The 18908-nt window shown below is 61.0% G+C and carries 21 protein-coding genes and 1 tRNA gene; 8 read left to right on the top strand and 14 right to left on the bottom strand.

What is annotated here, in order from left to right; translation table 11 throughout:
- Nucleotides 1–65: 65 nt before the first annotated feature.
- Nucleotides 66–150 (bottom strand) — tRNA-Leu (locus tag BS630_RS16285).
- Between the two features lie 182 nt (nt 151–332).
- On the opposite strand from BS630_RS16285, the gene lipB reads away from it, so the two are divergent.
- Nucleotides 333–1061, top strand: coding sequence for a lipoyl(octanoyl) transferase LipB (gene lipB / locus BS630_RS16280; protein ID WP_077978235.1), 729 nt, complete (start codon nt 333–335; stop codon nt 1059–1061).
- A gap of 86 nt (nt 1062–1147) precedes the next feature.
- Here lipB and BS630_RS16275 read toward each other — a convergent pair whose 3' ends face one another.
- The 3 genes from BS630_RS16275 to BS630_RS16265 form a co-directional block, all read right to left on the bottom strand.
- A complete protein-coding gene (locus BS630_RS16275; RefSeq protein ID WP_020050075.1) occupies nt 1148–1513 on the bottom strand; it encodes a hypothetical protein in 366 nt (121 codons plus the stop codon).
- Between the two features lie 318 nt (nt 1514–1831).
- Nucleotides 1832–2350 carry a BON domain-containing protein gene (locus BS630_RS16270; RefSeq protein WP_077978234.1) on the bottom strand — a complete coding sequence of 173 codons (519 nt, stop codon included), beginning with the start codon at nt 2348–2350 and terminating at the stop codon, nt 1832–1834.
- 83 nt (nt 2351–2433) lie between these two features.
- Entirely contained in the window at nt 2434–2928 is a 495-nt protein-coding gene (locus BS630_RS16265) for a peptide deformylase (protein WP_077978233.1), read from the bottom strand.
- 242 nt (nt 2929–3170) lie between these two features.
- Between BS630_RS16265 and mgtE the strand changes: the two genes are divergently transcribed.
- Together mgtE and BS630_RS16255 are read left to right on the top strand one after the other, a co-directional pair.
- Nucleotides 3171–4586 (top strand): magnesium transporter, encoded by a 1416-nt coding sequence (gene mgtE, locus BS630_RS16260; protein WP_025394678.1) that lies wholly within the window; start codon nt 3171–3173, stop codon nt 4584–4586.
- A gap of 64 nt (nt 4587–4650) precedes the next feature.
- Nucleotides 4651–5043, top strand: a complete 393-nt coding sequence (locus tag BS630_RS16255) for a MerR family transcriptional regulator (protein ID WP_011652104.1) — start codon at nt 4651–4653, stop codon at nt 5041–5043.
- Here BS630_RS16255 and BS630_RS16250 read toward each other — a convergent pair whose 3' ends face one another.
- The gene (locus BS630_RS16250; protein ID WP_077978232.1) at nt 5044–6060 is read right to left on the bottom strand and encodes a heparan-alpha-glucosaminide N-acetyltransferase; all 1017 of its coding nucleotides are present in this window, start codon (nt 6058–6060) and stop codon (nt 5044–5046) included.
- Complete coding sequence (locus BS630_RS16245; RefSeq protein ID WP_077978231.1) at nt 6060–6824, bottom strand: DUF599 domain-containing protein; 765 nt, start codon at nt 6822–6824, stop codon at nt 6060–6062. The genes BS630_RS16250 and BS630_RS16245 overlap by 1 nt, the downstream gene beginning before the upstream one ends.
- A gap of 359 nt (nt 6825–7183) precedes the next feature.
- Between BS630_RS16245 and BS630_RS16235 the strand changes: the two genes are divergently transcribed.
- Nucleotides 7184–8383: an acyltransferase family protein gene (locus BS630_RS16235; protein WP_077978229.1), complete on the top strand. Its 1200-nt coding sequence runs from the start codon at nt 7184–7186 to the stop codon at nt 8381–8383.
- Between the two features lies 1 nt (nt 8384).
- Here BS630_RS16235 and BS630_RS16230 read toward each other — a convergent pair whose 3' ends face one another.
- On the bottom strand, nt 8385–8822 hold the full coding sequence (locus BS630_RS16230) for a VOC family protein (RefSeq protein WP_077978228.1): 438 nt from the start codon (nt 8820–8822) through the stop codon (nt 8385–8387).
- A gap of 333 nt (nt 8823–9155) precedes the next feature.
- Here BS630_RS16230 and BS630_RS16225 point away from each other — a divergent pair, with 333 nt between their 5' ends.
- Entirely contained in the window at nt 9156–10559 is a 1404-nt protein-coding gene (locus tag BS630_RS16225; RefSeq protein WP_077978227.1) for an L-serine ammonia-lyase, read from the top strand.
- A 61-nt stretch (nt 10560–10620) separates the two neighbouring features.
- The gene (locus tag BS630_RS16220; protein ID WP_077979195.1) at nt 10621–11058 is read left to right on the top strand and encodes a DUF1489 family protein; all 438 of its coding nucleotides are present in this window, start codon (nt 10621–10623) and stop codon (nt 11056–11058) included.
- A gap of 10 nt (nt 11059–11068) precedes the next feature.
- On the opposite strand, the gene BS630_RS16215 is transcribed toward BS630_RS16220, so the two are convergent.
- From BS630_RS16215 to BS630_RS16200, 4 genes are all read right to left on the bottom strand, one after another.
- Nucleotides 11069–11344 (bottom strand): hypothetical protein, encoded by a 276-nt coding sequence (locus BS630_RS16215; RefSeq protein WP_077978226.1) that lies wholly within the window; start codon nt 11342–11344, stop codon nt 11069–11071.
- A 113-nt stretch (nt 11345–11457) separates the two neighbouring features.
- Nucleotides 11458–13026, bottom strand: coding sequence for a serine hydrolase (locus tag BS630_RS16210; protein ID WP_077978225.1), 1569 nt, complete (start codon nt 13024–13026; stop codon nt 11458–11460).
- 134 nt (nt 13027–13160) lie between these two features.
- Nucleotides 13161–13946 carry a hypothetical protein gene (locus BS630_RS16205; RefSeq protein ID WP_077978224.1) on the bottom strand — a complete coding sequence of 262 codons (786 nt, stop codon included), beginning with the start codon at nt 13944–13946 and terminating at the stop codon, nt 13161–13163.
- Between the two features lie 199 nt (nt 13947–14145).
- A complete protein-coding gene (locus tag BS630_RS16200) occupies nt 14146–14751 on the bottom strand; it encodes a transglutaminase-like cysteine peptidase (protein ID WP_077978223.1) in 606 nt (201 codons plus the stop codon).
- Nucleotides 14752–14779: 28 nt separating this feature from the next.
- On the opposite strand from BS630_RS16200, the gene BS630_RS36550 reads away from it, so the two are divergent.
- A complete protein-coding gene (locus BS630_RS36550; protein WP_131642174.1) occupies nt 14780–14995 on the top strand; it encodes a hypothetical protein in 216 nt (71 codons plus the stop codon).
- A 131-nt stretch (nt 14996–15126) separates the two neighbouring features.
- Here the strand turns inward: BS630_RS36550 and pip are convergent, their stop codons facing one another.
- From pip to BS630_RS16185, 3 genes are all read right to left on the bottom strand, one after another.
- Nucleotides 15127–16101, bottom strand: coding sequence for a prolyl aminopeptidase (gene pip, locus BS630_RS16195; protein WP_077978222.1), 975 nt, complete (start codon nt 16099–16101; stop codon nt 15127–15129).
- Between the two features lie 311 nt (nt 16102–16412).
- Complete coding sequence (locus BS630_RS16190) at nt 16413–17024, bottom strand: PilZ domain-containing protein (protein ID WP_077978221.1); 612 nt, start codon at nt 17022–17024, stop codon at nt 16413–16415.
- A 124-nt stretch (nt 17025–17148) separates the two neighbouring features.
- Entirely contained in the window at nt 17149–17793 is a 645-nt protein-coding gene (locus BS630_RS16185; RefSeq protein ID WP_020050059.1) for a PAS domain-containing protein, read from the bottom strand.
- A 264-nt stretch (nt 17794–18057) separates the two neighbouring features.
- On the opposite strand from BS630_RS16185, the gene BS630_RS16180 reads away from it, so the two are divergent.
- Nucleotides 18058–18846, top strand: a complete 789-nt coding sequence (locus BS630_RS16180) for a rhomboid family intramembrane serine protease (RefSeq protein WP_077978220.1) — start codon at nt 18058–18060, stop codon at nt 18844–18846.
- The last annotated feature ends 62 nt before the right edge of the window (nt 18847–18908 follow it).

Raw genomic sequence — 18908 nt, 5'->3', positions numbered from 1 at the left:
CAATCGCAAATGGCTTCGAGGTGAAAACGAAATCGTCGCTTAGAGAGCGTTTCCCTGAAGGGAAATGGTGCGGTCGAGAAGACTCGAACTTCCACGGGTTGCCCCACAGCGACCTCAACGCTGCGCGTCTACCAATTCCGCCACGACCGCATCGTGGTAGGTGCCGATTTGCGTCGGCGGGGCAGCATGTAGCAAAAGCTTCTGGGGTGCACAAGGGCGATATGACAGTTTTTTTGAAAACCGCTCACAGCATTTGAATTGGCCCCGAAACGGGTCCATATAACTGTCCTGCCGCCCCTATTTCACAGGCATTTCGGGGAGAGCGGCAAGGAATGGCCATGCTTCGCACCGATCTCGAATTTTCCATGCTTCCCCAACTCGGCACCCGACCGGTCCGCTGGCGCTTTGCGGACGGCCTCGTTCCCTATGAGGAGGCGGTGGAGACGATGGAGCGCGAGGTGGCGGTAATCGCCGATGGCGGTGATGAGCTCGTCTGGCTCGTCGAACATCCGCCGCTCTATACCGCCGGCACCAGCGCCAATGCGAGGGACCTCGTCCAGCCGAACCGGTTTCCGGTCTTCGCGACCGGACGTGGCGGTGAATACACCTATCATGGACCCGGCCAGCGCGTCGCTTATGTCATGCTCGATCTGAAGAGGCGGCGTCAGGACGTGCGCGCCTTCGTCGCCGCCCTCGAAGATGTCGTCATTCGTACACTGGACATGATGAATGTGCGCGGCGAGCGACGTGAAGATCGCGTCGGCGTCTGGGTGCGTCGGCCGGGAAAGCCATTGCTGGCCGATGGGACGATGGCCGAGGACAAGATCGCCGCCCTCGGTATAAGACTGCGGAAATGGGTCACCTTCCACGGACTGTCGCTCAACGTCGATCCGGATCTCGATCATTTCGGCGGCATCGTGCCCTGCGGGATTTCGGCCTACGGCGTGACCAGCCTCGTCGATCTTGGCTTGCCCGTGATGATGGCTGATGTCGATATGCGGCTGCGCACCGCCTTCGAAGCGGTTTTCGGCGAAACGACGGGCGGAAATCTGACGCTTTAGGGAACAATCGCCGGCGTAGAGATGGATTGAAAAAGAGAGGGCCGATTTCCGGCCCTTTCTTTTGTCGGATCCCAGCCTTTATCGGATCAATGTGTCGCGCGGCATGCTTCCGTACGGGAGGCGCCGCTGTCTGCACCCTTGGTGTGGGATCCCTTCGGGCCAATCATGCTGTGGCATGGGGGCAGGGGGTTGATACCGGCCGTTGCGGTCTTGTCGACGACAGGAGTCGCCATGGCGCTTGGGGCAAAGCCGTCGCTGTCGTTGGTATAGTCGCTGGAATAGGCCGGGGCCTTGTGGCTGCTGTAGTGGACCGGGGCCGGCTTTGACATTGGGCTCGGCGCGAAACCATCGCTGTCATTGGTGTAGTCGCTCGAATAGGTCGGCTGGGCGAAGGCAGCGCCTGCAAGGCTGACGGCGAACAGGGACGCGGCAAGGGCAAATTTGATGCGCATGGGTCTATCTCCTCAATCTGCTGTTGAATTCCACAACACAAACTAACCCTCGGCACACAGGAGATCGCGCTCCAATTCAGGCAATTTTGTGATAATATGACGGCGTAGGCCGCGACCTTTTGTCCGAATGAAATCACGGTGTTGTCAACGGGATTGACGTTCTCGTGACAGAAGCCGCCTAACAGAAATTGGCAATTGGTCACGTCAATAAGACAGTTGCCGCTACAATCGTAAATTGTTAATTTTTGGTAATGTTGGGAACGATCATCAACGGAGGCGGCAGCCCTGCCGTTGATGATCTGCGCTGTGCGTAATGCGTTAGTCCTCGTTGGGGATATGCGCGTCGACACCGGTCAGCTGCAACTTGTTGCGGACATGATGGACGCCGTCGACCGAAAGCGCGCCGAGTTCGACCTTGCGGGCGATGCCGATCGTCTCCACCGATCCTTCCAGGGTAACGACATGACCGTCTGCATGAACCTCGACGCTTTCGATATCGACCTCGGGAATGTTTTCTAGATTGTCGTTCACCCGCGCTTCGAGATCGTCGCTTTCATCGCGGTCGATCGTATCGGCGCGCAGCGAATCTTTCAGGCGGTTCTCGTTGCCGTCTTCATCCGTGCCATCGATCCGGAAGCCCTTGTTGGGATCGCTGTCGAAATTGGCCGCGGTCTCGCCGTAAGGACGATTATCCGGGCCGCCGGTGCCGGCGCCGCTGCCATCGGCATAGGGCCAGCCGTCGTCGAGATTGCGCTCTTCGAGGTCGCGATAATCTTCCTCCCGGGAAAGCTCAGGCTTCTCCCGGGAAAACTGGGTCTTGTCACCGATCCTTGCCATTGCACTCGCTCCTTGTTTCTTTGCTGGAAACGCCGGCGACGGCGAATGGTTCGGCGTGGACGGCGATTTGTCAGCCGTGATTGTCAGCCCTGGGCCTTCTCCCATTTCTTCACGAGACGGTCGCGCTTCAGCCGTGAGAGGCGCTGCAGCCAGAAAATGCCGTCGAGCTGGTCGACTTCGTGCTGGATGCAGATAGCGAGGAAATCTTCGGCACCGTCCTCGTGCACGGCGCCCTCGGCGTCCTGATAGCGGAAGCGGATCGCCCGCGGGCGCGTGACCTCGTCTGTCGCGCCGGGCATCGAGACGCTGCCTTCGGTATGGTTCATCGTCTCCTTCGAAAACCAGGTGATATGAGGATTGACGTAAAGGCGCACGCCGTCGGCCTTGTCGAGCTCCAGCACCGTGACACGGCTGAAGACGCCGATATGGGCGGCGGTGATGCCGACGCCGGGGGCTGCGCGCATCGTCGCCAGCAGGTCCTCGGCAAACGCTGTGAGCGAGGAATCGAAGACCGTCACCGGCGCGCAGACAGTCTTGAGGCCCGGATGCGGATAACGCAGAATGGGACGGATGGGCATGGGGCAGGCTTCCTCTGCTTGGACGGGTGAGGAAACTATCGCCGGCCGCGTGCATTGTCATCACGAACCACGGTTTGCCGCTTTACGACACGGATGCTTTGGGCTAGCAGGGGCCAAGAATTCCGGTTGCGGGAGCCTCGCGCGGGATTTGCTTATCCGCTTGTTGACAATGTGTTTTCGGCCGACATTTGCGAATGCGGCGCGGCAGTCGTTGAAATTCGAACCAGATGCGAGGGCGGCAGATGACGACGACCGATGGCGAAGACCGCATTCGCAGGCGTCCCGATGACGAGGAAGCCGATATCTACGACGAGGACGGCAATGTCCGCGGCGATTTCCTGGCGCTCGTCGGTGCTGCGATCGCCGACCGCGACACGCTGTTCCTGCGCCAGAACGTTGCCCGCCTGCATGAATCCGAAATAGGCGACCTGCTGGAATCGATCCAGCCGGATCAGCGCCTGGCGCTGGTGCGCCTGCTCGGCGACGATTTCGACATGACGGCGCTGACCGAGGTCGACGAGGCGATCCGCCGCGAAATCGTCGACCAGATGCCGAACGCGCAGATCGCCGCAGCCATCGGCGAGCTCGATTCGGACGATGCCGTCTACATTCTCGAAGACCTCGACAAGGAGGACCGGGAAGAGATTCTCGCCCAGCTGCCGTTCACCGAGCGGGTGCGGCTGCGGCGGGCACTCGACTATCCCGAAAGCTCGGCCGGGCGCCGCATGCAGACGGAATTCGTCGCCGTGCCGCCATTCTGGACGGTCGGCCAGACGATCGACTACATGCGCGACGAAGAGGATCTGCCCTATTCCTTCTCGCAGATATTCGTCATCGATCCGACCTTCAAGCTGCTCGGCGCCGTCGATCTGGACCAGATCCTGCGCACCAAGCGGCAGACCAAGATCGAGCAGATCATGCGCGAGACCAACCATCCGGTTCCGGCCGAGATGGACCAGGAGGAGGCGGCCCAGCTCTTCGAGCAGTACGACCTTCTCTCGGCCGCCGTCGTCGACGAAAACGGCCGGCTGGTCGGCGTGCTGACCATCGACGACGTCGTCGACGTCATCCACGAGGAGGCGGACGAGGACATTAAGCGTCTCGGCGGCGTCGGCGATGAAGAGCTGTCGGACAATGTGTTCTCGACGGTGCGTTCGCGCTTCCTGTGGCTTTTGATCAACCTCGGCACGGCGATGCTGTCGGCAAGCGTCATCGGCCTGTTCGACGCCTCGATCGAGAAGATGATCGCGCTTGCCGTGCTGATGCCGATCGTCGCCTCGATGGGCGGCAATGCCGGCACGCAGACGATGACGGTGACGGTGCGCGCGCTCGCGACCCGCGATCTCGACATCTACAATGCCGGCCGCATCATCCGCAGGGAGGCGGGCGTCGGCATCCTCAACGGCATCGTCTTCGCGTCGATCATGGGCGCGATCGCCGGGACTTGGTTCCACGACTACCAGCTCGGCGGCGTGATTGCGGCGGCGATGGTCATCAACCTGATGGCGGCAGCCCTTGCCGGCATCCTGCTGCCGCTGCTGCTCGACAAGATGGGCGCCGACCCGGCGATCGCCTCTTCCGTCTTCGTCACCACGGTGACGGACTGTACCGGCTTCTTCGCCTTTCTTGGTATCGCCACCTGGTGGTTCGGCATCTGAACCGCCCAAAAATTGACTATTACGTAAAAGTCAATATTATCGTCTGTCCGACGACGGGGAACACATGCCGGTGAACAAATATTATAGCATAACGGAACTGACGCGCGAATTCGGGGTCTCGACGCGCACGCTCCGCTTCTACGAAGATGAGGGACTGATCCATCCGGAGCGGCGCGGGCGTACGCGTCTGTTCCGGCAAGCCGACCGGCGGCTCATCGGGGAAATCCTGCGCGGCCGGCGCATCGGCTTCACCATCGCGGAGATCCGCGAGATCATCCAGGTCTACAAGGAGCCGCCGGGCGAACTCGGCCAGTTGAAACTCCTGATGAAGCGCGTCGACGAGAAGCGCGACGACCTGCGCCAGAAGCGCAAGGATATCGACGACACGCTGGCGGAACTCGACGCTATCGAAGAGACCTGCCTCGGCCGGCTCGCCGAAATCGGCGTCACCACCTGATCATTGCTGGGGCAGTGGCGCGGGCGCAGGCTCACTCTCGCCGCTGCATTCGGAGGCGATCGCCTGGACCCGCTCGTCGTTCTCTATGTCGATCGCCCCCTCCTGCAATGGCGTGAACAGGGCTTGCGCCTGCAATTTCCCCAGCGTGCACTGGCAGAAGCTGTGGCAGAGCGCTTCGCCTTGCTGCATCAGGCAAGAGGCGTTGCATTGCCTTAGGTAAGTTGCTACCGGATCCGGCGCCTGCGGCGGGACGACCAGGGAAATCCCATAGGCGATGCCGATCAACACCGGCTGATGGATGAGATAGAAGGCAAGGCTGTGGCGGCCGAGCCTTGCCGGCCACCAGGAGCCGGTGCCGACGGCGGCAAGCCCGTGCGGCAGCTTGGTTCTGATGGCGATCGAGGCGATACTCAACCCAGTGAAGAAGGGCGTTGCCCAGGGAAACAGCGGCACGTAGTCGTTGGACCGTTCCGGCGTCACCGCAAGGCCGATCCAGGCGAGATATCGCGGATCGAAGAAGGATGAGCGAAGCAGGCCGGGTGGCCCGAAATTATCGGTGATCCAGGCGGCAAAGAGCACGAGCGTAGCGATGAGCGTGACGGCGAGCGGCAGTCTCAAAAAAACGACGCCGACGAGCGTGAGCACCGCGATGCAGTGCAGGATGCCGAAATAGATCCACTCGTTCGGCATCGCGATGCGTGTGGCAATCGAGATCACCGCGGCTGCCGCGGCGATCATGCCGAAACGCTTCCAGAAGGACGGCCAGCGAATCTCAGGCGTGCTTGAGAGCACCAGGCTGATGCCGACGATGAAGAGAAAGGTCGTGGCGATCGCCCGGGCATAGATCTTCAGCCAGCCGGTCTCGGCCGTGCCCGGCGCGAGATAACCCATGAACTCCATGTCCCAGCTGAAATGGTAGCTCGCCATGGCGATCAGCGCGACGCCGCGTGCCGTATCCAATAGACCGATGCGCGGCAGTCTTGCGGCCGCATCGGCTTTACTTGCCGGCAATGTCATCAGAGTCCCTCGGATAAATCATTTCCGCCGCTCGACGGCATATCGCGGCGAATAGCAGAAAGGTGGAGATTTAAAGGCGGGCCGCTGTCCATGATCGCCAGTCGCGCTTGCGAGAAAAATTGCCGGCGTGTCAGCACGACGATGACGATCGCCGTCGTCATCATGAAAACATAGGGGTTGATGAACCAGCCGAGATAGCCGATCGACAGGAAGATCGCCCTGAGGCCCTCGTTGAAATTGCTGCCGGCGATGACGTTCATGCGGATGACGCGTTCAGCGGCCCGCTCGGCGGCGATGACGTCGCGCTCGGTGTCGCGCATCATCGGGATCGAACCGAAGAGGATGGTGCAGTAGTTGAACAGCCGGTAGGACCAGCCGAATTTGAAGAAGGCGTAGCCGAAAAGCGCTGCCAGCCCGCCGACCTTCATCTCGAACACGGCATGGCCGCCATGGAAGACGAAGGGCAGGTCGGCGAAGACGGCGTCGACCTTCTCAGTCGCGCCGAGCAAAGCAAAGCAGCTGCCTATCGCGAAGATCGAGGTCGAGGCGAAGAAAGCGGTGCCGTTCTGCAGGCCGGCCATGATCTGGGTGTCGATCATCTTCAGGTCGCGGCGCAGCGAATTGTAGATCCATTCCCGGCGCCGTTCGGTCATCGCATGGGTCAGGCTGGTGCGTCCGAAGAAGGTGCGGCCATGCAGCAGCCAGGAATAGCCCATCCAGACAAAGGCAAAGAAGGCCAGAGCGATATAATCCGCCGTCGTCATCAGTGATTCGGTCTCCGCATGAACGCGGCCACTATGCCGCAAGTCGGATTATGCCGCATGGCCGAGTTCGGCGGCTTTACGCGGGCTTTCGGCCATGCGGCAGTTCGGCATAATCGAGCCGTCGGGAAACGACAAGGTTTGGTGGATCGTCGACCGGCACTTCTGGACTAAAAATGGCAATGCGGCGTCCGTTAGCTCGCAGATTGAGGGCTGGGACCTAGCGCTCTCACGCTGGAGCGAAGTCAGTGCCATCGATCGCGCCTGCAACCGCCAGATGAGTACGCCGCGTTAACCGCTTGTAAAGTCGTGATGGCCAATTGTCAGGACTGAAGTTGACCAACCTAGTTCAAAAGTGACTCATGAGCAGGCCGGATTACATCCCCAGTCTCGACGGCCTGCGCGGTCTCGCTGCGCTTCTGGTCGTTGGAGCCCATATTGGCCTTATCTTTCCGATCACAGCTCCGAATCTCGTGACGATGGGCGACGAAGCTGTCGGTTTGTTTTTTGCTCTCAGCGGCTTCCTGATGGCTCATCTTTACGGCTCACGGCCGGTCACGCGAGAAAACGTGCTGGATTTTCTTGTGAGCCGCTTTGCCCGCATCTATCCGGTTTACCTGGTGGCCGTCGTTCTCGTAGCGATGCTGTCGAGCATGCAAAATCCGGATTTTGTTCAGCCGATCGTTAGCGGCACGGATTTTGTGCGCCATGTCTTTCTGCTTGGCTCGAGTGGTGTTTTCTGGTCGATACCGCCCGAGATCCAGTTCTATCTGCTCTTTCCCGTCCTGTGGCTCTGCCTGGCCCAGCCGCACCGGCATAGCGGCTTGATTGTGGGCCTCGCCGTGGTCGTCGTCGTGGATGGCCTGGTTGAATTGCCGGGCCCGGGAATAGTGCTCGTCTCCAAGCTTCCTTACTTTCTTTTTGGCGCACTTGCCGGGATCATGCATTCCTGCTGGAACAACTGGATTCCATCTGTCCTCACAGGTATTTCAACGCTTTTCCTTCTGGCGGTGTTTTTCACTTACCGGCATATCTTGCCCGGTTTTTCCCCCGAATTTTGGAGCCTTCAAAGTGCGGTGGCCGCGGCCGTCGTTGTCGGGCTCGTCGCTCGACAGCCTCCCATCGCAGCCCGTGTCCTGGCAGCTGCACCAGTACGGTTTTTCGGAAAGATCAGTTTTTCACTTTACCTTTTCCATGTCCCCATCATGTTCCTGGCGCGTCTGACCTTTGATGCCTTGATGCCCGAACCGGCGCTCATTGTGGTGACGCTTTGCATTGCGGTAGCCGGGGCATGGTTCATCCACGAGACGATAGAGGTTCCAGGCCGGCGGCTGCTGGTCCTGATATGGCAGGACAATCGCTGGCGTCTGGTTTCGCGCGAAACTCCGGCCGACCAAATGGACCGCGCAATTCTCGGCCTGCAGGAGATCGAAAAGCGCCTGGGGAACGGCGCAACGTCAGCCATGGCCGATCAACGACAAATCTCGACGACGGCCGAGCCCCGGGATGGAGCCGACAGCACGGTCATTCAAGATGATCGCAACGGGAAGCTTCGCGCATAGCTCAGCTAAGCTCTTGGGCGAGTCCGATGAGAAGCCCTCCAGGCCCGCGGATGTAGCAGAGCCGATAGGTGTCTTGATAGTCCACGACTTCGCCGACGAGCTGCGCGCCGCGCTTGCGGAGCCTCTCAAGCGTCTCGTCGATGTCATCAAGGGCGAACATGACGCGGAGGTAGCCTAGAGCGTTCACCGGGGCATTGCGGTGATCCGCGACAGCAGGCGGCCTGAGGAAGCGGGAGAGCTCGAGCCGGCTGTGGCCATCAGGCGTGCGCATCATGGCAATCTCGACGTGCTGATCGCCCAGTCCAGTGACACGTCCAGCCCATTCTCCTTCGATCGCAGCCCGCCCTTCGAGCTCGAGGCCGAGTTCGCCAAAGAAATCAATTGCCTCTCCGAGGTCTTCAACGACGATTCCTATGTTGTCCATCCGTTTGAGCGCCATGTGTCCCATCTCCCAAGCTACAAAGGTGTCGTCTAGCATCGACGTCAGCAGGACATTGGGAGTCGGTGCAGACTGTCAAGATAGCGCTACCAGTTCTTCCTCCGCATAGGCTTCATTGGCGGACTACTTGGTTTAGCGCATGACCCCGAAAATCGGATTCGATTTTCGGGAAGGATTATGCGCACACTCAAAGTGCCTGCGCGTCCTATTGGACACGCGGTGCTCCAGTGTGCAGCCGGAATGTCGCACCGGCTCCATGCGATGTCGGTGTGCTGCACGGATTCGAAACCGACCTCGCTTAAGCTTGCATCCTCGTATTCAGAAGGCGCACCCATGTTTCTCTCGGTATTCGATGTCTTCAAGATCGGTGTCGGGCCGTCGAGCTCACACACGATGGGTCCGATGTCGGCCGCCAACCGATTTCTCGAGCTGATCCTCTCGAACGAATGGCCACGCCCGTCATCGGGCGCGCAGGTCACAGCCATCAAGGTCAGCCTGCATGGCTCGCTCGCCCATACCGGGATCGGCCACGGCACGGGCAGGGCTGTCATTCTCGGGCTTATGGGCGAGGCGCCCGACAGCGTCGATCCCGACCGGATGGACGGCATCGTCGACGCCGTGGAGCGCACCGGCCGCATCACGCCGGAGGGCCATCCCGCCTATCAGTTCCAGCCGAAGACCGACCTGATCTTCGACAAAAAACAGCCGCTGCCCGGCCATGCCAACGGCATGGTCTTTTCCGCCTATGACAAAGACGGCCGGCTTCTGGTCAAGCGCATCTATTATTCGGTCGGCGGCGGCTTCGTCGTCACCGACACTGAGCTCGAGCAGATGCGGGCGAAGAAGAACGCGCCCGGCGGCACGCGTGTGCCCTATCCCTTCTCCACCGCCAAGCAGATGCTTGAGATGGCCGAACGCTCAGGGCTGTCGATCGCCCAGATGAAGCGGGCGAACGAGGAGAGTCAGCGCAGCCAAGAGGAACTCGACCAGGGGCTTGACCGTATCTGGGAGGCGATGCGCTCCTGCATCGAGCGCGGCCTCAAGGTCGAGGGCATCATGCCCGGCGGTCTCAACGTCAAACGTCGCGCCCGCAGGATTCACGACAAGCTGGAGGAGGAGTGGCGCAGCAACCGCGTCAACCCGCTGCTCGCCAATGACTGGCTGAGCGTCTATGCGATGGCCGTCAACGAGGAGAATGCAGCCGGCGGGCGCGTCGTGACGGCGCCGACCAACGGGGCGGCCGGTGTCATTCCGGCGACGATCCGCTATTACGAGCATTTCCACGAGGATTGGGACCAGAACGGCATCCGCGATTACCTGCTGACGGCCGCCGCCATCGGCGGCATCATCAAGCACAATGCCTCGATCTCGGGCGCCGAGGTCGGCTGTCAGGGCGAAGTCGGCTCGGCGGCGGCGATGGCTGCCGCGGGGCTTGCGGCCGTCATGGGCGGCACGCCGGCGCAGATCGAAAACGCCGCCGAGATCGCGCTCGAACATCATCTCGGCATGACCTGCGATCCGATCGCCGGCCTCGTGCAGGTTCCCTGCATCGAGCGCAACGCGCTCGGCGCGGTCAAGGCCGTCACGGCGGCCTCGCTCGCCATCAAGGGCGACGGTCAGCATTTCGTGCCGCTCGATGCCTGTATCGAGACGATGCGCCAGACCGGCCACGACATGAGCGAGAAATACAAGGAAACCTCGACCGGCGGTCTTGCCGTCAACGTCGTCGAATGCTGAGTTTGTGGACATCAGGTGCTTGACGCTTGACGCTCGCTGCCAAAAGGATTTCAACGGCAGCATGGCATTGCATCTCATCAAACTCTGCGTCGGCGCCGACTCGATAGACGATCTGCGCGAATGGGTGGCGGAACGCTCGCTACGTGCCATCGCCGCCGGGCTCGAGCCGCATTCGGTGCATACGACGCGCATGGCGCCGAAGCGTATGGAGGAGCTGCTTGACGGCGGCTCGCTCTACTGGGTGATCAAGGGGCAGGTGCAGGCGAGGCAGAAGCTGCTCGACATCGAGACCTTCACCGACGGCGAGGGGATTTCACGCTGCCGCCTGATGCTCGGCCCTGAGGTCATCGAGACGGCCGTGCAGCCGAAGCGTCCCTTCCAGGGCTGGCGTTATTACACTGAGGACGACGTGCCGCGCGACCTGACAAGCCTCGGCGCCGGCATTCTCGAAATGCCCGCGGATCTTCGCCGCGAGCTTACGGACCTTGGTCTGCTCTAGCCCTTAGGGTTCAGCGCAGGCGCAACTGCACCGGCGCTCTGCCATCCGGCGAGGTCACATGGAGATGGATACGGGCTTCGGGCTGAGAATAGCGCCAGGCGCGTGCACCGTGGCACAGCAGCAGATTGATGAGATCCCGGGTCTTCGGAGACTTCGCCTTCGGACGCTGCAGGCCGATCTCGGCGAGGCGCAAAGCCGCCTCGTGTAGCGGATGCAGAGATGAGCGCCCCTTGGCCGCCATGCGGCGGTCTGAAGACATTCCCGGAACATTCTCGTTGATCGCCATTGTTTTCCTCGTACGCAATACTGATCGAGTTCAAGAACGGTGGCCGGAAACGCTAACACCGATTCCGGCCGTCACCGATGCCGCCGGCCATCTTGCAGGCAGCATCGAATAGTTCATTGGGCAGCCGCCCAGCACTTGATGCCGGCCTTCTTCAAGGCCTTGCAGGCGTTGACGGCGTGGCGCTGATCGTCAAAGCCGCCGAAGCGAGCGCGGTAGAGCTGGTCACCACCAGCGGCATAGGCGACCGCGAAGGGCTTTGCCGAGGCCAGCGCCTTGCCGCCCTTGCTCCTGGCGCTTTCCAGAAGGTCCATGGCCATCTGCCGGCTCGGCGAGACGCCGACCTGCACGACCCAGCCGGTCGGTCCATTGCTGGTTGAAGCAGCACGAGTCGGGGAGGGAGTGGTCGACGCAGTGGTGACGTTATCGACCGACGTATCGCCCTGTTCCGACGGCATAGACGCGGGCGTCGGCTTTGGTGCGGCGACCGCTGCCTGCTGCTTGAAGGTCATGGTCTTGACCTTGGTCGGCGCCGGCATCGGCTGTGCTACCAGTGGATTGTCGGATTTCGGCGCAGCGGTCTCGGCATAGGCGACCTCGGTCTCGGCGACCTGATAGCGCGCATCCGGCAGCGGGCCTTTGTGCGGCAGGCTGAGATCGGCAGCGGCTGCCGAAACCGGCTGCGCTGCGGTGATGGTCTTCGCCATTTGCTGAGCCTTCTTGGGCTGGACCGGAGCGGGTGTCTCGATCATCGTCGGGGCAGGGGCCGCCTGGGCGATCAGCGCCGACGATCCGCCACGGTTCGATGCCTTCGGCAGATAGGTGGCGATCAGATTGCGCATCTGGGCATCGCGGGCGGGCGTCGAGGCGCCACCCATCACGACGCCGACAATCGATTTGCCATCGACCTGCACCGAGCTTACCAGGTTGAAACCGGCAGCGCGGGTGTAACCGGTCTTGATGCCGTCGACGCCGCGCACTGAACCGACGAGGCGGTTGTGGCTGCGGATCGTGCGGCTGCCGAACTTGAAGGCGCGCGTGGAGAAATAGCCGTAATATTGCGGGAAATGCTGGCGAAGGGCGATACCGAGGCGGGCCTGGTCGCGCGCCGTCGTCATCTGCGCCGTATTCGGCAGGCCGTTGGCGTTGCGATAGGTGGTGCGCGTCATGCCGAGCGCATGCGCCTTGGCGGTCATCAACTGGGCGAAGCGATCCTCGCTGCCGCCGCCCAGCATTTCGCCGAGCGCGGTTGCGGCATCATTGGCCGACAGGGTAACGAGACCGAGAATGCCCTGCTCGACGGTGATCGTGCCGCCGGCGCGCACGCCGAGCTTGGTCGGCGCCTGGGCTGACGCATAGGCGGAGAAGGGAACCGGCGTATCGAGGCGGATGCGACCCTGCTCCAATGCCTCGAAGGTCATGTAGAGGGTCATCATCTTGGTCAGGGAGGCGGGGTATTGCAGCCGGTCGGCGTTCTCACTGTAGAGAACGTTGCCGGTCTTGGCGTCGACGACGATGCCTGCATATTTCGGATTTGCCGCTTCCGCTTCGGCATTCACCGAATCGACCATGACGATCGTGACGGCCACCGAAAGGATCGCCAGCAGCCTTGCGAAAAAACTGCCGAATCGGGACGATGATACGGAGGAGACTGACCTTGACACTATTCCACTCTTCGCTTGCATTTCAGATATTTGGCACTTCAGATTTCGGCAGGAACCGCACACCTCCCGCCGCACAGCTCGTCTTCTAAAATTACCGGTTGGGCGTTACCAATCCGTTTATGATGAATCGTTTATTTCGCTGTCCGGAGAGCATTCTAGGGACTTGTCGCAGAACGGTTCACAAGACGCGCGTCTACAAAGGTGCGGATAGCGGCATCAATATGTTCCCAGTCGTCGAGATGGCTGCTTGAGAAGCGGTAGAGAACGCTGAGATCCCGACCGACTTTGATATCGCGCTGACAATCTCCGCCCGCTGCCTTATCCGGGGCCGACGGCAAGATGCAGCGCACGACGTAATCCGGCCCGCCCTTGACGGGCGCCGTCAGCAGCACCTCGTCGCCGTAACCCGCATCGGCGCGAAGACGGTGCAGCGTCAGCCCGTCGCGGAAGGGCTCGGCCGGTCCTTCGAGCAGATGCGAATAGATCGGCTCCAGCCGCCCGGACATGTCGCGCGACATGGTGCTCTGGGTGATCTGCAGAAAGATCAACCCGGAGAATTGGGCGATATCGTCGAATCGAAGGTGGTTTTCCTTGCCGTAACCCTGCATTTCCGGCCAGGCGAGGTAAAGATCGATGCGCTCGGCGGCGCCTTCATGCCTTTGACTCGGGAAACGGATGATATTCTCGGGGAATTTTACGGTGTCGCGGCCGATGGCCAACTGGATTTCAACCGTGCTGTCGGTGTTGCCGGCAAGCGAGATATGCCGGCCGAACCAGCGGCCGCCGATGCTGATGGCTATGGTCAGGACCGCCAGGACAGCAATCACCGCCATCGTGCGGAGGAGAAACCCCATGGAAAGAAGCGGCTGCTCGTCGGGTGCGCTGCGCGCGGCGTGGCTCATGGCGGTTCTTCGCGTTTCGGTCCGCCGCAGGAAGAACATGAGCCGCCGGTGCCGATGATGATTCTTATCGTCATGATCGGACCGGCTAGGTTAACAATTCACTAACGCACTGGTGTGGAATCTTCAAAGGGGCGAGCCGTTCCCGGGACAGCGGGAACGGCTCTTGGGCACCGGTCGGGGACGGGATGCGGGGACTGACCGGGCCGCAGGCAGCAACCGGCAATGACCGGCAGGCTGTTTACTTGACGCTACCGACCGCGACGGCGCGGCCATCCTGAAGCTTCGACCAGCGGGCCGGATCGTCGGCGGACTGGCGCTTCAGATAGGTGTATTCGGTGTCCGACCACAGCAGCACCTTGTTGCGCATGTTGTCGAGGATGAAGTCGCCATGATCAGTGCGAACAGTCAGCACGGCATGGCCTTCGCCATTCGGCTGCAGCACGACGGTGATCAGCGTGTCGGAGGGAGAGAAGCCGTCATCGATCAGCATCTTGCGCTTCAGCAGGGCGTAATCCTCGCAGTCGCCGACGGTGCGCGGATAGGCCCAGCGCTCCTCGACACCGTAGATCTGCTCATCCGTCATCGGCTGGATCGACGAATTGACGGCGTAATTGACCTTGAGAATTTCCTTCCAGCGATCCTCGGTGAGGATGGTCGGTCCGGCATCGCCGCCGACCTCGACACATTCGGTCGGGTTGGCCTTGCAGAATTCGTAGTGTCCGATCGGCGGGCTGGCATTGCCTGCCAGGGCCATGCTGGCGGGCATCGCCTGTCCCGAACCCGCCATTGCCATCATGATGGCACCGGCCAGAAAGCCGCCTTTCAGGATATTTGCAGTTGTCATTGCCGTCTCCCCGTAAGTTGAGGTGACAATGGCACAGACGTTTTTATCTCACGCAAAATTACGCAATAGAATTAAAGGCTTAGTTGATTCAAATACCGATAAAGCTTGGCTAAAAAGAGATTCGAATGCGCATAAAATTCGATTCGGATTTGTCGCGAATTCGTTTAAAATTTTAATGCACGCAACAAGGCTTTCGCCTGCCAAAAGGTTGCGCTGCCGTCCTGCTGTTAAGGATTTTCGTTGAGCCAGATAAATTCCGTCGGCCGATAAGCGGTCTGCGGCGGCGTGCCGCCGGCCGACGATGCCGCCGGAATTGATCGATTCGGCCGGTTCAAAAGCAGAATATCGCTCAGATCGCCGGTGTGGGCGGGAAAATTATTTTTGAGGAAAATCGCGAAATCGATCGGTGGCAGTTACAATCGCCGCGCTCATATCCGGATTTGCGGTGGAATGTGCCGCATGCGGGATGATGCTGAGTTCGCTTTGCGGCCAGGCGCGGGCGAGTTCCCAGGCCGTGACGAGCGGCGCCTCGATGTCGAACCTTCCCTGCAGCAGGATACCGGGAATGCCGGTGAGGCGCGCGGTGTTCTTCAGAAGCTGGCCGTCCTCCAGCCAGGCACTGTGGGTGAAGTAGTGGGTGATGATGCGGGCGCGCGTCAGCAAATAGGCCGGATCGGCCCAACGGCGCGGCCGGCCTTGAGGATCGGCGAGCAGGATCGAGGCCGCCTCCCAGTCATGCCAGTCGCGCGCCGCCTTGAGGCGCGTTTCCGGGTCCGGATCGTTGAGGAGACGATGATAGGCGGCGACCATGTCCTCGTCTCGTCCCTGGCTGCCCGGAGGGACCGCCTGGCGGAAACAGTGCCATTCTTCCGGGAAGAGCGGTGCCATGCCGCGATAGAGCCAGTCGATTTCCGAGCGGCGGGTGGTGGTCACGCCTGACAGGACGATCGCCGCGACGTGATCCGGATGGGTTTCGCCATAGGCGAGCGCCAGTGTCGACCCCCAGGAATTGCCGAAAAGGAGCCAGGTATCGATGCCGAGACAGGCCCGCAGCCGCTCGATATCGGCAACGAGATGCCAGGTGGTGTTGAGGGAGAGATCGGTTTCGGGATCGGCGGCACTCGGCAGGCTGCGGCCGCAATTGCGCTGATCGAACAGAATGATTCGGTAGGCGTCGGGATCGAAATAGTGCCGCGCCGCGGTCGAACAGCCGGAGCCAGGCCCGCCATGCAGCACCAGTGCCGGCCGGCCTGCGGGATTGCCGCAGGCCTCCCAATAGATAAGATTGCCGTCGCCCGTATCGAGCAGGCCGTGATCATAAGGTTCGATTTCGGGATAAAGAGCTGACATCGGCGCACCTGCGGACGAAGCGGACCTTATCCATCATATCGCTGACGAAGGGAAGACGGGTGCCGATCAGTGTCGCAGCTTGTTCCACTCATAATATTATCCGCCGACTGGGTGGAACGACTTGCGACAGGATTTCGCGCTTGCTTTCCAAAGCCAGATTCGTTGCCGCTTGCGAAGTTCGTGCCAAGACGTGCAGGCTTTTCAACACGACCTGACCGGGCGCGCGCCGGACCTGGCAATCGCGATCTATGGAAGTCGCTCGAGAATTGCACCCAGGGAACCCTGGAAAGCGGTACAATTTTCAGCAGCTGTTAAAGGAATTCCCGCAGCGTTTCGCGGGACTGGATCGACAGGAATTCGATTGCCACACCTTCGACGAAATGGCGCACGACGCGACCGCGCATGTTGCCGAGGCGCACCGCCGTTCCGATCGAAGGGCGCATCTCGACGTCGACGGCAGCGCCCGATAGCGAAAGATCCATGATGCGGCAGAAATAACGCGTACCGTCCTCGAGCGTCAGCTCGGTCTTTGTGTCGCGTGGCGTCAAACGGTCATGGCGGCGATCCTCGGGCAGGCCGAGTTCGTGCTTGTTGGCAAGCCAGGTGAGCTGGGCCGCCAGCTTCTCGCGCTTCCGGTCGGTGGCGTTGATCGACATGGTGAAGCCGCGGCCATCGATCGTCTGGACATAACCTTCGACGCGGCCGAGATGGTCGATATAGGCGACGACGCGTTCGTTGGCGCGCGGCCGGCCGAGGCAGGTCACGTACATATCGCCAGGCGACATGTCGATCACCATGCATTCGAATTCCTCGTAGTTCGCAAGCATCAGCCGGCCCTGCATATTGATGGGCACGCGCTGAAAAACGCCCTGTTCAGGGCGCGGCGCAGGTCGTTGCGTCTGAGCTGGCTGGAACGAGTGCATCAAAGGGCTTCTTCATGAAAATCACAGAGACCGATCTTTACCCACAATCCATTAACAGAAGGTTGTTTTGCCCTGTCCCCATGTAGCGGAAAACGAGTATGCCGGATGTGCCGAAATGGGATCGTCAGCGCGCCTCCACGCTCAGCAGCTGCGACACCATGCGGCGCATGACCTGCCCGAAATGGATGCTTTTGCCAGCGACGATCCTGTTGATCGGGCGCGGTTCGGCCGGTGCTGCCTTGTCGAATTTTCCGGGCAGCAGGCGGCTGCGGTCGAGCGCCAGGAATTCGAGCGGTACGATCTCCAGCCAGCTCGCGGCCGCTGCCGGCGCGATCGCGCCAAGCAGCCGGTCGCAGGCGCCGTCCGGGGAACGCAGCGGCATCATGATAATCTCGAAGGAGGCCTGATGACCGACGGTGCTGTAGCCGGTGGCGTTGAACAGGGCCGGCATGGCATGGTCCATGACGCCCATCGCCGTGCGTTCGATGTCCGCGAGCTGACCATTTGCCCAGAGAGAGGAAAAACGTTCGCCGCGCAGGTCACGCCCAAAGAGATCACAGATGCGGGTGCCGGCGAGCCGGAAACCGATGTCTCCGCCCTCGCGCCTCTCCAGAATGAACAGACTCTGGAGAAGATGGGGGACGGCGGAGGGTTCGACCTGTGATTTCAGCGGCGCATCGGCAGCGCCGCGGATACGGTTCCAGTAGTCAAAAATTTCGATGGTCGTTTGCACACGCATTTCACACCAACCTGTCCCATTCCGGAGCATTTTCGGGCAGTCATTGCCCGTACAGGCTCTACCTTGCGGATTTCATGCCAGATCGCGGCGGTTAAGGTTAAGAGATGGTTCCGGTTGAGATGCAATGCCCGTCGTGACACTGTCCTGCCATCGCTTCGACTTTCGAAGTTCAGCACAACCTGCCCGGGCCGAGGTCTTTTCCTGGAGCTCCCGGTACGCCGTCCGGCACTTCGGACGGCTTTTTTTTTGACAGTCGCTACTGTATGGCTGTGGCCTCAACGAGGCAAAACACAGATGAATGAGCAGACGGCCGAGCCGCACAAGGCGCCCGAACCTCCCGAGGTCCAGCCGCCGGCACGACCGCGTGAACCGGTCTTCAACCTTCCGCCGGCGTTGTTCTTCAGCCTTTGCCTGATGGCCATCATCTATGCGGTGCAGGAGCTCTTGCTGTCCGACGATGCGCAGAACTGGCTATTCTTCACCTTCGGCTTCGTTCCCGCCCGTTATGTGATTCCGCTGTCGCAGCAGGGGCTGGAGCTGTTCTGGACGCCCGTTACCTATTCGCTGCTGCACGGCAGTTTCCAGCATATCGTCTTCAACGCGTTCTGGCTGATGGCCTTCGGCGCGCCGGTCGTGCGCCGCATCGGGACGCTGCGTTTCGTGCTCTTCTGGTTTTTTTCCGCTGTCGCGTCCGCCATACTGCACGCGGTCCTGAACTGGGGAGACGTGTCGCTGCTGATCGGCGCATCGGGTGTCATCTCCGGGCTGATGGGCGCCGCCTGCCGATTCGCCTTTCCAGCCGAACGGCGGCCGATGCTGCCTGCGCATCTCAACCCTCGGCTTTCCATCTTCGAGGCGCTGAAGAGCCGTACCGTCATCATCTTCATGCTGCTCTGGCTGGTCGGCAATGCGTTGATCGCCGTCGGCATCCCGCTCGTCGGCGACAGCGACCAAGCGATTGCCTGGGACGCGCATATCGGCGGCTTCGTCTTCGGCTTCCTGTTGTTTTCTCTGTTCGACCGGGCGCCGCGCCCGCCGGTGATGGAACCTGACGGAACCGAGAAGGATGTGTTGCAATCCTGAGCCGGGCAGTGCACGATCGACCTATATCCGTGCCGGGGGGAGAAACCGCCGCGGATGCCTGT

The sequence above is a fragment of the Rhizobium laguerreae genome (assembly GCF_002008165.1).
Lineage (GTDB): Bacteria > Pseudomonadota > Alphaproteobacteria > Rhizobiales > Rhizobiaceae > Rhizobium > Rhizobium laguerreae.
This window is presented reverse-complemented; position numbering and strand designations above follow the sequence as displayed.